We start from the raw sequence: 14,812 nt of genomic DNA on the forward strand, positions 1-14,812 counted from the left end.
TGTAAGCCGCAACCCTCGCTAACGCGCGGCTTGTTGCGTCTTACATTTTGTGCTGTTCCCGCTGGAGTCTTCGTGGATTTTTACTTAGAAATAATTCTTTGCAAAGACTATGCATTATAAAACGAGGCTATCTCATCAGCCTCTCCTTTCATTATAAAATAGCCTATAGCGTAAAAATCCACTATGCTTTCCGCGGGCACATCGTAAGCCGCAACCCTCGCTAACGCGCGGCTTGTTGCGTCTTACATTTTGTGCTGTTCCCGCTGGAGTCTTCGTGGATTTTTACTTAGAAATAATTCTTTGCAAAGACTATGCATTATAAAATGAAGCTATCCCATCAGCCTCTCCTTTTATTATAAAAATAGCCTATATAGCGTAAAAATCACTACGTTTTCTGTGAACAGAGGGAATTGCTTATAGAGCCTCTACAATCACAGGTAAGGCTCACACTATCGATGATGAACTCCTCCAATACAAGTAAGGGTCACGTTAACATCTACTAACATTATCATCTGTAAGAATGCAATCCCATCGATAAAATACTATCCGTTACATTCAAGCAGAAAAATCCACTGTGCTTTATATGGCACAGTGGATTTTCTAACTTCTTAAACTGTTTGAAGTTTATATTTTTTCACTTCAGGGGGAATTGGACATACATAGTCCTCACCATTTCGTTGTTCAATTAACTCTTGTTTCGCTTTTTCAAGGACTTCAGGGTTTTGCAACACTTCAATAGCAGTTGCCGCCATTACTTTACCAGCATGCAGCATACCTTTATGGGCAATTGAAGTTTTACCCGTAGAAACAATCTGCCAAGTATGCAGAGGTGTTCCAACCGGCTCACACGCTACCATGCACTGAACCGTTGGGACAACCCAGCTTACATCGCCAACATCACTTGTACCTGGCAATATACCGTTAGATGGGATAAATGGATCGATGACATGTGCTAAATCTTGCCCTGCAAGTTCTTTATTCGCTTTAATATCTTCATTTTTATCGGCCTCAGATAGCGTGGCACGAATGGCTTTCGCAAATTGTTGTTCTTTTTCATCATACTGTGGCACGCCTAATTCAACAAAGTTATCATGCATTACCTTTTCTAATGTATTATTCGGCAATATATCAGACGCAGCTGAAGCAAAGTCAATTTCTACCTCTGTTCCAGTCATCAGGGCAGCCCCTCTTGCGACATCACAAATACGTTGATATATTTCTTCAGCTTGAGATACACGTGGTGCGCGAATAAAATACAAGACATCTGCCTTCTCTTGTACAACATTGGGCGAAACGCCACCCGTATTTGTAACAGCGTAATGAACTCTTGCTTCAGGAATTATATGTTCTCGTAAATAGTTAACGCCTACATTCATTAGTTCAACCGCATCCAACGCACTTCTGCCAAGATGAGGCGTACTAGCTGCATGAGAGCTTTTGCCTTTAAATCGATAAGAAACTTCGTAGCAAGCTAGAGATGCCATAGACCATACAGCATTTCGAGACCATGGATGCCAGCATACCGCAAAGTCTACATCATCAAATAATCCCGCTCTGACCATAAAGGTTTTACCACTACCGATTTCCTCACCAGGACAACCATAATAACGAACCGTGCCTTCAAGATTATTTTCTTTTAAATAAGAGCGAATAGCGATGGCAGCTGCTAATGCGCCTGTCCCAAGTAAATTATGTCCACAGCCGTGTCCGTTGCCATTTGATTTTTCAGGATTATATTGAATGTCTCCACCAACTTGACTTAAACCCGTTAAAGCATCAAATTCTCCCAGCACAGCAATTACTGGCTTTCCTGATCCAAAGCTACCAATAAAGGCAGTATCGATGTCTGCAACACCTTTTTCTACAGTAAAGCCTTCTTCTTCTAACGTCTTACATAATAATTCTGCTGATTGGAACTCTTCAAAGCCTGTTTCAGCATAGCCCCAAATTTGATCACTTACAGAAATTAATGTTTGTCGTTTTTCTTCAATAATGTTTGATACAGCTTGACGATAATCCAATTCATTCACCCCATTAGTATATTTTTATTGCAAACTTTCTATTCATTCGCCATCTTACCTTAGTAAATGGCGAAAATAGAAAAGAATGAACGCCCCAACCGCGCTATCTTAATGATTAAAACGGCCCATAATTAATTGCCTGGGCAATAATTAAAAAGATTATAACAATAACAACTTGAATACCTACATATGGAAGTACCCATTTAGCCCATTTTGAATAAGGAATGCCCATCATACCGAGTGCTGCTAACAATAAACCACCCGTTGGAATAATTAAACTTGAAACACCGCCACCCATTACTGTAGCAAATGCAGCTGTTTGTCTTGTTACGCCAACTAAATCAGCTAAAGGAGCCATAATAGGCATTACTAAAGATGCATGTCCACTTCCTGACGGCACTAGGAAATGGATAAAGAAATTGACTACTGCCATCCCTACGGCTGTAACGCTTGGCGATAAACCATTTAGTAAATTAGAAGTAACATGTAAAATCGTATCTAATAAGTTACCTGAAGTAAGAACGACAAGAATCGTATTGGCAATACCAATAATCATTGCACCTGAAATCATTTCAGAACAACCTTTTAAAAATGCATCCGTCATTTCATTACCAGAAAGTCTTCCGATAAGGCCCATAATAATAGCGCCTAATAAGAAAATCCCTACAATTTCACTAATATACCAGCCAAGACTAATAACGCCATAAATCAGCGCTATAAAGCATCCTAAAAATACTAATAAAGAAAGTGCATGTCTTTTACTTAACTTATAATCATCATCAAATGTAATTCTTTCATTTGGGTTAAACTTCCCGTATTCAGCTAGTTCAGGATTTTTTTCGATTTTATTAACATGACGCATAATAAAGCCAACCGATAAAATATAGAATATAACGTAAATGGCAATACGTAAGCCAATACCTGAGTACATAGGTAACTCAGCAACTGTTTGCGCAACACCAATTGTAAATGGATTCGTAATGCCGGCAGTAAATCCTGCACCTATCATACCGAGGAAGACAATTGCCACACCCGTCAATGCATCAAACCCTAAGGCGATTGCCATCGGCGCCACGATTGTAATATAGACTAATGCGTCTTCAGCAGCTCCGATCAGCGTACCGAGTAACGAGAACAGTAGTACCATCACTGGAATGATTAATTTTTTTCTTGTCCCAAATTTTTGTGCAGTAAAGCGAATTAAAGCATCAATCGATCCTGTTGCTTGCATTATGCCAAGAGCACCACCAATAAGTAAAACGAATAAAATAATTGGCGCACCTTTCACCATCCCTTGGTGGAATGCATTAAACATATCGAGCAAGCCTACAGGTGTATTTGAAATATATTCAAATTTCGTAGGGTCAATTATTGTTCTACCATTTTCCTCATATCTAGCATATTGACCAGCAGGTATGATATAGGTTAATACAGTAAGCACGGCAATGATTAAAAACATTAAGACATATGCATTTAACCCGCCTTTTTTCTTCTTCTTTTCAGTACCTTCTTCTATCTTCATTGGTTTGGCAGTACTCAAATATAACACCCCTTTGTGATTAGTATAATAAAGCAATCTATTTTTCTTATGAATTAACTCTTAAAACGAGTGAGTTTGACCATCCTTTCAGCTAAAAAATAAATTTAGAAAAATTTAGAAAATACCCAATATTGCTAACGCTTTCATGTGTTTTATTTTATAATGCATTACAGGTTATTAATATTCTAATAGTGAATATTCTATATTACTATTTTAAATATTTAGCGTTATAATTATATTTCAAAAATTAAATCAGCGATTTATAATCGTTTTACTTACTATGTAGCTTTAGAAATTAACAGGAAAGGTTGTTATTTAATTGGAAATTAGACACCTTCAGACATTTCAGATCGTAGCAGAAGAAAAAAGACTAATACAAGCGGCGATGCGTCTTAATTATTCACAACCGACTGTTACAAAGCATCTACAGCATTTAGAAGATGAGATTGGCCTACCCCTTTTCGAAAAAGTAGATAATAAAAGACAGCTAACGAAAGCCGGGGAAATTCTTTATGAACATGCAAAAAACATTCTAAATGAGATGTTTACAATACAAAGGAAAATCGAAGAATTTCAAGGAGAAAAACAAGTTATTCGTATTTGTGCATTAGATGAACATTGCGACCGTTTTTTTCTACCACATATAGTAAACTTTCAAAAAAAGAATCCGGACATTTTAATAGAGGTGTATGCTGTAGATAGTAGCGATGAAGCTTTAAAGAAGGTAATTCAAAATGAGATGGACTTTGCGATTGTTAATGGAAGAACATTAAACGCTGATATTTCCAACCAATGCATTGATTATGAAAGCCTAGTATTATTTGCTTCCAGTAAAGTAGCGAATGATACTTCTCAAACTGAAAACTACTTAGCAAATTATCCAGTTTTAGTCGACCTGAGAGCGCCATTTATAAAATTTGAAATATTGAACAAAGGCATACATTTCCCAAATACTATTCACTGTAATAGCGATGAAAGCATAAAAAATGCCGTCCTCAATCATCCGTATCTCGGCGTAATTGGGACAAGCAGAATAAAAAAAGAAATTGACGAAGGCACAGCGACGGTTTTAGAAACATATACTTCAAACATTCCTGTGAAACTCATTGCCTTAACTAAAAATCTTAGTAATCCAACTTTACAGGATTTTTATAATTCCATGAGTAAAATGTATCGTCCGTTAACTAATAACTAGTTCATTTTTAGATGACCCTACATGTTAGCTGGGTCATCTATGAAGTGAAGCAATTGTTAAAAAATAATCTAAAACAAATAACCGAAACTTTTTAGCCATAGGATTGAAATAGCGTTTTTCCGACCATGCAAGTCCAATTGTTCGTTGACAAGATGGTTCATCAATTCGCAATTTATAAGGAGACTCCTCTGACTTTGAAGCCCACGATAAGGCAGAGACGAAAGCAACACCTAATCCTTGTCTCACTAAGTCCGAAATAACAGAAGGTTCATCCCCCTCGAAGGCAATATTCTGGACAAACCCCGCTTCACGACAAAATTGATCGGTTAAATTTCGAAAACCAAAACCAGTATTCATACTAATAAATGCCTCATCCTTTACCTCAGCTAACCGAATACTCTCCCTGCCTGCTAAACGATGATTAGGAGGTACGATTAAAAATATTTCTTCCGTAATAAGCGGCTCCCATTTAATGCCCTCACCCTCAATAGGAACGGATGATATACAATAATCCAACTCCCCTTCCATTAATAATTTTTTCATAGAAGATACTGACTTTAGAAACTGTTGAAATCGTGCATCTGGATATTTCAATAGAAATGAACCTAATAATGCAGGTAACACTCTTGGAATTGTCACTGCCAATGTAATACTCTTTTGATCCTGTTCTGTAAATTGCGTAAGCTCTCTTTGTCCCTCATTTAATTCTGCAAACGCTCGTTCCACTCTATTTAAAAAAATTTTCCCTGCTTCATTCAAAGTAATTTTCCGATGTTCTCGATCAAATAACGCTACGCCTAAATCTTCCTCCAAACGAGCAATCGTTTTACTTAGTGATGGCTGTGCAATTTGTAGTTGTTCTGCTGCCTTTGTCATATGTTCGAGTCGAGCAACCGTTTGAAAATATTTTAACTGCAAAAGTTCCATATTGACCCCCTATTCCATAGCTTTAAATCTATTATGTAATAACGATTTATGTATTATACAACATTAATACAATAGATTATTATGAAATAATCTTTTAAAAATAGGAAGGTAGGATTATTTCATGAAAGGATTTCACTTAATATTGCAAGACTTAGTAGCCATATGGAAACATAAACATGGGCGAACGGCTTTTATTTTTCTTATCCTTGTTCCCTTAATTTATGTTGGCTTCTTTTTAGCCGGCTATTGGGATCCATACGGACAATTAGACAAACTCCCAGTAGCTGTCGTTAATCTCGACGAAGGAGCTACTATCGATAACGAACCATTACATGTCGGGGATGACTTTATTGACGAACTGAAGGATGGCAAAGAATTAAACTTCCACTTTGTCTCTGCTAAAACGGCTGATAAGGGGCTAAAAGCAGGCGACTATTATATGGTTATTACCATTCCAAAGAATTTTTCTCAAAACGTCACTACTTTAATGGAAGAAACCCCAAAAACAGCTAAATTATCATACGAAATCAATCCAGGGAAAAACTTTGTCGCATCACAAATTACGACAACAGCCGTGGAAAAAATGAAAACAAAAATTAACGCGAGTATCACGAAGTTTTACTCACAATCTGTACTCACTAAATTTCAAGATGCTTCTACAGGTTTTGCTACTGCAGGAATTGGCGCTGAAAAGCTTTCTAAAGGAGCAATTGAAATACAAAGTGGTAGCGATAAGCTAGCAGATGGCATAGAAAGATTAGATGAAGGTGCTCAAAAGCTTAAAACAGGAAGTACAAATCTATCATCAGGACAAGACAGCTTATCGCATGGCGCTCAAGGACTTATTGCCGGTTCTGACGCCCTTTCTGGCGGACTACAGCAACTAACTGGCGCGCAACATTCCCTTCAATCAGGAATAGAGCAGATGGGCCAAAGTATGACAGCCTGGTCCTCTAAAAATACAGAGCTAGTCCAAGGACAACAACAAGCAGCTACTACGGCAAATAATTTGAACGAGCAATTAGCCCAATATAGCAAAGCTAATCCAGAAATAAAACAAGATCCAGCATTTCAACAAATTCTTGCTTTAGCAGAAACATTATCTGCAACAGAAACTACTTTAACAGCTGGACAACAGCAAGTAGGCGCTGCTGCTAATAAAATTGCTAGTGGTCAAACTACCCTCCAAACTAATATGGATACGTTCGGCACAAAAATGACTGAAGCTACTGCTGGTGCACAACAGCTACAACAAGGAGCAGTTGCATTTGCCAGTGGATTTGCCAAATGGTCGACAGGCTTTACCACTCTTAATACAGGTATTACGGATTTATCTAGCGGCATTAATGAAGTGTCAGGCGGTTTCCCAAAACTGCAACAAGGCTTGTCCTCTTTAGTTGGGGGATCAAATGAGCTAGCATCGAAGCTTAATAGTGCGGCATCACAAACCGCAAATCTTCAATCTGATGATGCAACGACGTCGATGTTTGCTCAACCAATTGAATTAGTAGAATCTGATTTATCGGATGTGCCGAACTATGGTGTTGGGATTGCACCTTATTTCTTATCGCTTGCTTTATTTGTAGGGGGCATAATGGCGTCTAATATTCTGCCATTGGGTCGCAGAGAACTGCTAAAAGTAACTGGTACCGTTCACTTTATCAATAAATTAGGATTAGTTTACGTAGTCGGTTTCATTCAATCCGTTATTGTAGACCTCGTGATACTGTTAGGATTTAAGTTAGAAGTAGCTAGTGTACCTCTCTTTTTCCTTTCCAGTATTATCGTATCATTTACATTCATGACGCTTATTCTCATGCTTATTATTGTTTTAGGAAATGTCGGAAAGTTTTTAGCCGTGACGTTATTAGTATTACAATTAGCAACGTGTGGCGGCACATTCCCTGGTGTGCTTGCCAACCCTGTACTAGCTAAAATTGGTCAAGTGTTGCCGATGGCGCACTCACTCCAAAGTTTCCAAGAAGTTATTACCCTCGGTGGCTGGTCAAACTTAGTCACACAAGGCGCGATTTTACTCATATATCTTTTACTCGCAGTGGTCATCGGTTGGATTTCAAGTCACCTTCAACATAAAGAACGACCTGCTGTAGAAATAGCAAAATAAAACGCTAATTAGCGATGGTAAATAATAGGTGCCATAAACAAAAGAGAAAAAGTGTTAGATTGACTGCAATCAATCTAACACTTTTTTGCTATGTCGTTGATGTCCGCTACGGCGGTGCTTTCCGCGGGCACGCACGTAAGCCGCAACCCTCGCTAACGCGCAGGTTTGTTGCGTCTTACGCTGCGTGCGTTCCCGCAGGAGTCACCGCCTCCGCTACCATCAACTAGTTTTCCCTTCTTATTTATTATTCATTGCAAAAGAATAATAAATAATATTTACCACTTTTTCTTAGCAGAAATTTATCAAAACCAATGTAGAGGTTGCGCTAGACCACATGGATAATATGAACACTTTCATGTTCAACCTCTTCCCAACAACAGCTATGTTTTTATTCCTTTAAAAAGGGAATGTACAAAATAATAGTCTATGGAGGAGGATTCACATGGAAAATAAAAAATCTGAACAATTACAGCAGTTTATCATCGATAACCAAGGAAAACATGGCTTAACAACGAATCAAGGCTTAAAGATGGCAGAAGATGAATTTTCCTTGAAAGCAGGGTTAAGAGGCCCTACTCTAATGGAGGACTTTCATTTCCGTGAGAAAATGACGCACTTCGACCACGAGCGTATTCCTGAACGAATTGTGCATGCACGTGGTGTTGGCGCACATGGTGTATTTCAAGTTTATGAATCGTTAGAAGCGTATACGAAGGCAGATTTCCTTACAAACCCATCCAAAATAACACCTGTATTTGTTCGCTTCTCGACAGTACAAGGTTCCAGAGGGTCGAATGATACAGTTAGGGACGTACGAGGATTTTCCACTAAATTTTATACAGACGAAGGCAATTATGATTTAGTCGGCAATAATATGCCTATTTTCTTTATTCAAGATGCCATTAAGTTCCCTGATTTTGTCCATGCAGTCAAACCGGAACCCCACAATGAAATTCCACAAGGTGCAAGTGCTCATGACACATTTTGGGATTTTATTGGTCAGAACCCTGAAACGGCCCATATGGTTATGTGGCATATGAGTGATCGCGCCATTCCACGTAGCTTACGAATGATGGAAGGCTTCGGTGTTCATACTTTCCGTCTTATCAACGCTAAAGGACAAGCCCATTTTGTGAAATTCCATTGGAAGCCTACTTTAGGTGTACATTCATTGGTTTGGGACGAAGCCCAAAAAATCGCAGGGAAAAACCCAGATTTCCATCGTCAAGATTTATATGAAGCAATTGAAAAAGGCGATTATCCTGAATGGGAATTAGGTTTACAGTTAATTGCAGAAGAAGATGAGCATGCATTTGACTTTGATATATTAGACCCTACTAAACTATGGCCTGAAGAAGAGGTTCCTGTCAAAATCGTTGGTAAAATGACATTGAACCGCAATGTCGATAACTTCTTTTCTGAAACAGAGCAGGTTGCTTTTCACCCAGGTCATGTTGTACCTGGAATCGATTTTTCAAATGATCCGCTTTTACAAGGGCGATTATTTTCTTACACCGACACACAATTATCGCGATTAGGTGGGCCTAATTTTCATCAAATCCCTATTAATCAGCCTGTCTGCCCATATCACAATAATCAACGAGACGGAATGCATCAAATGGCAATCTATCGAGGACAAACAAGTTATCATCGCAACGGCTTAAATGACAATCAACCAGCCCCTGTTCCAGTAGAAGAAGGTGGCTATGAGCATTATCAAGAAAAAATAGATGGGCGCAAGATTCGCAACCGTAGCGAAAGCTTCCTAGATTTTTATTCGCAAGCTAAGCTATTTTATAACAGCATGGCTCCTTTTGAGAAACAGCATATTAAAAAAGCCTTTAGTTTCGAACTAGGTAAATGTAAATCAAGTGCAGTGAAAGCGAAGGCAATCGACCTGATAAATCATATAGATCATGAATTGGCTCAAGAAGTAGCAGGCAATATTGGCGCGCAATTGCCTAAGGAAAATCTTGAAGTACATTCAAATAAAAAATCACCAGCACTTAGCATGGCTAATACAATCTTTAAACCAGACACAAAAAATGTAGCCATTTTATTAAATGGCAAACCGGATTTACCGCTTTTAACGAAATGGATTCAAGCTTTAGCGAAACATCGACTAAATTATAGTATTGTCGACAAAAAGGTTAATCAATTCAATGACAACCTTAAAGTAACCGATACTTACGATACAACGGATGCCAGCCTTTTTGATGCTCTATTAGTTATTAGTAGTGAATCGCTTATTCAGACACCTGTGTTTGAGTTCATGGAAACGGCCTATAAACATTGTAAGCCTATAGCCTTTAACATTAGCGATGCACATGCATTGGATTCAAGCAGAATAAACCCTGATGGATCAGGCGTCTATAATTTAAAAACCGATACGATTGAATCATTTATTCAAGGCATAGCTGATGGCCGATTCTGGGATCGATAAAATGAACAAAGACAAGCAAATTTAAACTTGCTGTATGTCCCCTTTAATTACTTAATTAAAGGGGATTTTTTGTGCACAAAAACATTAGCTGTAAAAAAATATTTAACATACTACGTTGGTAAATTTTTTATAAAATAAAATGAACGAACTATTTAGTTGGTGCATCTAATCATTAAAGGAGGCATGGTGATGGACGAAATCGAGCTTGCAGAACTAGCCATTAAGGGCAGTAAAGCGGCACAACTAACTCTTCTAGAAATATATAAAGATTCTATGTATCGCGTTGCCTATAGTTACATGCAAAATGAACATGATGCCAATGATGCACTACAAGAAATGACTTATCAATGCTTAAAAAACATTCATAAAGTGCAAACGCCTCAGTATTTTAAAACGTGGCTTGTACGTATTGTTATTAATACTTGTTTAATGATGAAACGACAGCAAAAGCGCATTGTTGTAACAGAAAATCTTGAGGAGCAGCCTCAGCAGATGGCAGAACTATTTGAACTAAATGATGTGATTACAAAGCTGCCCGTTGAGCAACAGGAACTTATCCATTTAAAGTACTTTAAAGATTTAAAAAATAGCGACATTGCAACAATACAAAAAATACCTGAGGGCACGGTCAAATCAAGATTACATAAAACATTAAAAAAGCTTCGTCACTTACTAGGAGAGGGGGGCATTTCATGAGTCAGATGAATGATGAACAACAACAAAGATATATAGAATTACTTGAATCTGTGCCTATAGAAACATTGCAATCAACTAAACAATTCATGGCTTACAAGCAATTAAAAAAAAGGGCTCGTCAGAAACGACTGCTACAAATTACGATTACTGCTGCAATTATGATGATTGCCCTTATTAGCTCCATCAGAATATCACCTGCTTTTGCCTATACAATGGCGCAAATTCCAATATTAAAGCCACTTGTCGAAATGATTACCTATGATAAAGGCATGAAAGATATTATCCATAACGAATATTACGAGCCTATTAACGTGAGCCAAACAATTAATGGCAAAACACTGACGATTACAAGTGTGGTAGCAGATGAGTCCGGCATGATTATTTCCTATAAACTTCAATCAGACGAAGACTTGGCAAACTTCACCGGTATAAGTACAGAAATTAAACAGCATGGTGAACCAATCGAAGCTTCTTATGGCAGTAGTTGGCCAGCACAGCCAGAAGGAACGTTTGAAGTAGAAAATACGATTGAAGTGGCTGCAAGCCAAGGTATGGATTATTCATCGCTAGATTTTGAAATAATATTATCACCTAGAGATCAGCCAGAAACGGCCTTCCACATGTCCTTTACATTAAAAAATACTATTAAAGCGTCGAAAAAATATCCTATTAATAAGCATGTAACTGTCGATAGGCAGAGCTTTACTATTCATGAGCTGATTATTTCTCCGCTTAGAACGGAATTGAAAATGTCGTTAGATTCATCGAATTCTAAAAAAATATTAAGCTTTGAAGACATTCGCATTTATGATGAGCATCAAGAGGAATGGGGCAAAATTCGAAACGGCTATTCTGGATTTGGTAATTATGAAGATACTCAATTCAGTATCCTGCTTGAGAGCAATTATTTCCGAATACCAGAGAGTATTACAATTGAATTCCGAGAAATCGAAGCTATCGATAAAGCAGATCAATTTATCGAAATTGATTTTGAAAAGAAAAAGGTTATTACGCAGCCTATGAATATTAACATCGAGCTTGAAATAAAAGATAACTTTGATATTGAATATAAAGTATTAACCTATCAAAAAAATGAATTTAAAAGTGTATTTAATCATTTAATCGATGCAAATAATGATATTTACCAGTCGAATAGCGAGTGGATTTCCGAGGAAGAAAACTATATGTTTATTGGTCAGCATTTTGATATAGAAAATGCCGGAAAACTCCCTGTAAACCCTGTAAAACTTGTGATAGCGCGCTACGAGCAATATTTAAACGGTGTTGGTCGACTCCAAGTAAAACTTCAATAGTAAGTGCTATAGAAAAAGACTTTGATATGACCTTAACATCTTAAATAGAGGTACATTGGAGCTGTTGGGCGACTCCTGCTCAGAACGCACTGTCGTAGCAGACATCAACAAAGTGTTAGATTGATTACAGTCAATCTAACACTTTATTTCTTTGTCCGAGTGCCTTCGTTTGCTTTCAAAATAACACTACTACATTAGGTTGCTAGTAAGACGCTTGCAATCTTATTTTCTTTCTGACTATAATACTTGTATACAAGTATACTAAATTATAAAAAGGGTGAACTTATGAATGATTCTAAGGATTATTTATATCCTCAAAAATGGCTCTCTAAGGCTTCGACAGGCGATCGCGTAGCTTATGAGCTGAGAATGCGCATTCTTTCTGGCTTGATTGAAAGCGGTACCATTCTTTCTGAAAACAAATTAGCAGCCGATTTTGAAGTAAGCCGTTCACCTATTCGTGAAGCCCTGAAAATACTAGCATCCGAAAATATCATTCGATTAGAACGAATGGGTGCTGTGGTCATCGGCCTACCCGAAAAGGAAATTGAAGAAATTTATGATGTTCGTTTACTCATTGAAACATTTGTTTTTGAACGTCTTATCAAAATGGATACAACTACTTTAGCGCTGGAACTTAGCAAAATTTTAGAGATGATGAAAATCGCGGTTAAATATAATGATGCGGATGAGTTTTCTTATCAAGATGTTATTTTTCACGAGACTATAATTCAATCTATTGGGCATTCCTATATTACGATGATTTGGACGAATTTAAAGCCAGTTATGGAAGGCTTTATTTTGTTATCGATGCGAATGCGCTTTAAAGAAAAACATGAAGATTTTACGCGCATTCTAAAAAATCATGAACTGTATATTGAGGCCATTCGACAAAAAGATCGAGAGCTTATGATTAAATCTTTACATGAAAATTTCCAAGATGTTCAAGGAAAAGTTGATGACTTATGGCGGTCACAACAATTACTATCTAAGGGAGTTGAACTAGAACATGACTAGCTATATGTTAGGTGTTGATATCGGTACTACGACCACAAAAGCCGTATTATTTAGCGAACACGGAGAAGTTATTCACCAAGATAGTATCGGGTATCCATTATATACTCCTGATATTTCAACGGCTGAGCAAAACCCTGAAGAGATTTTTCAAGCAGTGCTTCAAGTGATAACGAACATTATGAAACACCACGCAGAAAAGCCCCTATTATTTGTGTCATTTAGCAGTGCGATGCATAGTATCATCGCTGTAGATGAAAACGACATACCGTTAACGCCCGTTATTACTTGGGCAGATAATCGCAGTGAAGCATGGGCACTTAAAATTAAAAATGAATGGAATGGTCTCGAGGTTTATAAAAGAACAGGCACACCTATTCATCCAATGTCCCCTTTAAGCAAAATTACTTGGCTTGTCAATGACCATCCTGAAATCGCCCGTAGAACAAAAAAATATATTGGCATAAAAGAATATATTTTTAAAAAGTTTTTCAATCAATATGTTGTAGATCATTCACTAGCCTCCGCTATGGGCATGATGAATCTTGAAACATTAGATTGGGATGACGAAGCTTTAAATATTGCAGGTATTACGAGAGCACAATTATCAACACTCGTACCAACTACTACATTATTCACTAACTGTAATGTTGATTTAGCCAAACAAATGGGCATTGACCCGCAAACACCTTTTGTCATAGGTGCTAGTGATGGCGTACTCTCTAATTTAGGTGTGAATGCCATTCGAAAAGGAGAAATTGCCGTCACAATTGGAACAAGCGGTGCTATTCGCACCATTATTGATAAACCTAAAACTGATGTAAAAGGTAGAATTTTTTGCTATGCCTTAACTGAAAATCATTGGGTGATTGGTGGACCTGTAAACAATGGTGGCATGGTTCTTCGCTGGATTCGTGATGAATTTGCCTCTTCCGAAGTTGAAACAGCTAAAAGACTTGGTGTTGATTCCTATGAAGTGTTAACAAAAATTGCGGAACGTGTAAGACCTGGTGCAGATGGATTGCTATTCCACCCCTATTTATCAGGGGAGCGTGCGCCTTTATGGAACCCTAATGCTCGTGGCTCATTTTTCGGTTTAACATTATCACATAAAAAAGAGCATATGATACGTGCGGCTCTTGAAGGGGTTATCTATAACTTATATACGGTTTATTTAGCATTGCTAGAATATATGGAAAGCCCTGTCACACGCATTCAAGCAACAGGTGGATTTTCTCGTTCTGTCATTTGGAGACAGATGATGGCCGATATTTTCGAATCAGAAGTAACAGTACCTGAAAGCTATGAAAGCTCATGCCTTGGCGCTTGTATTTTAGGTTTATATGCTCTCGGAAAAATTGATTCCTTTGAGATTGCTGCTGATATGGTTGGTGACACCTATACACATACACCAATAGAAGAAGCAGCAAAAGAATATAGACAGTTACTCCCTATTTTCATTCGTTTATCGAGGGTCTTAACAGACGAGTATACATCTATATCTAATTATCAAAGAAGCTTATTAAGCTCGAATTAAA

At 37.7% G+C, this 14,812-nt stretch carries 10 protein-coding genes; 7 read left to right on the forward strand and 3 right to left on the reverse strand.

Features of this window, described 5'->3' with window-relative positions; all coding sequences use genetic code 11:
* Window positions 1-608: 608 nt before the first annotated feature.
* Both ACIQXI_RS17770 and ACIQXI_RS17775 read right to left on the reverse strand, forming a co-directional pair.
* Window positions 609-2,021, reverse strand: coding sequence for a M20 family metallopeptidase (locus ACIQXI_RS17770; protein WP_402927428.1), 1,413 nt, complete (start codon window positions 2,019-2,021; stop codon window positions 609-611).
* Window positions 2,022-2,136: 115 nt separating this feature from the next.
* The gene (locus ACIQXI_RS17775; protein WP_402927429.1) at window positions 2,137-3,561 is read right to left on the reverse strand and encodes a YfcC family protein; all 1,425 of its coding nucleotides are present in this window, start codon (window positions 3,559-3,561) and stop codon (window positions 2,137-2,139) included.
* Window positions 3,562-3,880: 319 nt separating this feature from the next.
* Here ACIQXI_RS17775 and ACIQXI_RS17780 point away from each other — a divergent pair, with 319 nt between their 5' ends.
* The gene (locus ACIQXI_RS17780; RefSeq protein ID WP_402927430.1) at window positions 3,881-4,756 is read left to right on the forward strand and encodes a LysR family transcriptional regulator; all 876 of its coding nucleotides are present in this window, start codon (window positions 3,881-3,883) and stop codon (window positions 4,754-4,756) included.
* Window positions 4,757-4,789: 33 nt separating this feature from the next.
* Here the strand turns inward: ACIQXI_RS17780 and ACIQXI_RS17785 are convergent, their stop codons facing one another.
* Window positions 4,790-5,683, reverse strand: coding sequence for a LysR family transcriptional regulator (locus ACIQXI_RS17785; RefSeq protein WP_402927431.1), 894 nt, complete (start codon window positions 5,681-5,683; stop codon window positions 4,790-4,792).
* Between the two features lie 121 nt (window positions 5,684-5,804).
* On the opposite strand from ACIQXI_RS17785, the gene ACIQXI_RS17790 reads away from it, so the two are divergent.
* The 6 genes from ACIQXI_RS17790 to gntK all read left to right on the forward strand — a co-directional run bounded on the left by ACIQXI_RS17790 (window position 5,805) and on the right by gntK (window position 14,811).
* Complete coding sequence (locus ACIQXI_RS17790; RefSeq protein ID WP_402927432.1) at window positions 5,805-7,808, forward strand: YhgE/Pip family protein; 2,004 nt, start codon at window positions 5,805-5,807, stop codon at window positions 7,806-7,808.
* Between the two features lie 442 nt (window positions 7,809-8,250).
* Window positions 8,251-10,251, forward strand: a complete 2,001-nt coding sequence (locus tag ACIQXI_RS17795) for a catalase (protein ID WP_402927433.1) — start codon at window positions 8,251-8,253, stop codon at window positions 10,249-10,251.
* A 189-nt stretch (window positions 10,252-10,440) separates the two neighbouring features.
* Entirely contained in the window at window positions 10,441-10,947 is a 507-nt protein-coding gene (locus ACIQXI_RS17800; RefSeq protein ID WP_402927435.1) for a sigma-70 family RNA polymerase sigma factor, read from the forward strand.
* Complete coding sequence (locus tag ACIQXI_RS17805) at window positions 10,944-12,260, forward strand: DUF4179 domain-containing protein (protein ID WP_402927437.1); 1,317 nt, start codon at window positions 10,944-10,946, stop codon at window positions 12,258-12,260. The genes ACIQXI_RS17800 and ACIQXI_RS17805 overlap by 4 nt, the downstream gene beginning before the upstream one ends.
* Window positions 12,261-12,545: 285 nt before the next feature.
* Entirely contained in the window at window positions 12,546-13,277 is a 732-nt protein-coding gene (locus ACIQXI_RS17810) for a GntR family transcriptional regulator (protein WP_402927439.1), read from the forward strand.
* On the forward strand, window positions 13,270-14,811 hold the full coding sequence (gene gntK, locus ACIQXI_RS17815; RefSeq protein WP_402927440.1) for a gluconokinase: 1,542 nt from the start codon (window positions 13,270-13,272) through the stop codon (window positions 14,809-14,811). Before ACIQXI_RS17810 ends, gntK begins: the two co-directional genes overlap by 8 nt.
* The last annotated feature ends 1 nt before the right edge of the window (window position 14,812 follow it).

It is taken from the genome of Lysinibacillus sp. NPDC097195 (genome assembly GCF_044762075.1).
Lineage (GTDB): Bacteria > Bacillota > Bacilli > Bacillales_A > Planococcaceae > Lysinibacillus.

Bases quoted from the DNA above. Each gene is read 5' to 3' on its own strand.
- ACIQXI_RS17810 (WP_402927439.1), top strand. From the start codon at position 12,546: ATGAATGATTCTAAGGATTATTTATATCCTCAAAAATGGCTCTCTAAG.
- ACIQXI_RS17790 (WP_402927432.1), top strand. From the start codon at position 5,805: ATGAAAGGATTTCACTTAATATTGCAAGACTTAGTAGCCATATGGAAA.
- gntK (WP_402927440.1), top strand. From the start codon at position 13,270: ATGACTAGCTATATGTTAGGTGTTGATATCGGTACTACGACCACAAAA.
- ACIQXI_RS17785 (WP_402927431.1), bottom strand. From the start codon at position 5,683: ATGGAACTTTTGCAGTTAAAATATTTTCAAACGGTTGCTCGACTCGAA.
- ACIQXI_RS17805 (WP_402927437.1), top strand. From the start codon at position 10,944: ATGAGTCAGATGAATGATGAACAACAACAAAGATATATAGAATTACTT.
- ACIQXI_RS17795 (WP_402927433.1), top strand. From the start codon at position 8,251: ATGGAAAATAAAAAATCTGAACAATTACAGCAGTTTATCATCGATAAC.
- ACIQXI_RS17800 (WP_402927435.1), top strand. From the start codon at position 10,441: ATGGACGAAATCGAGCTTGCAGAACTAGCCATTAAGGGCAGTAAAGCG.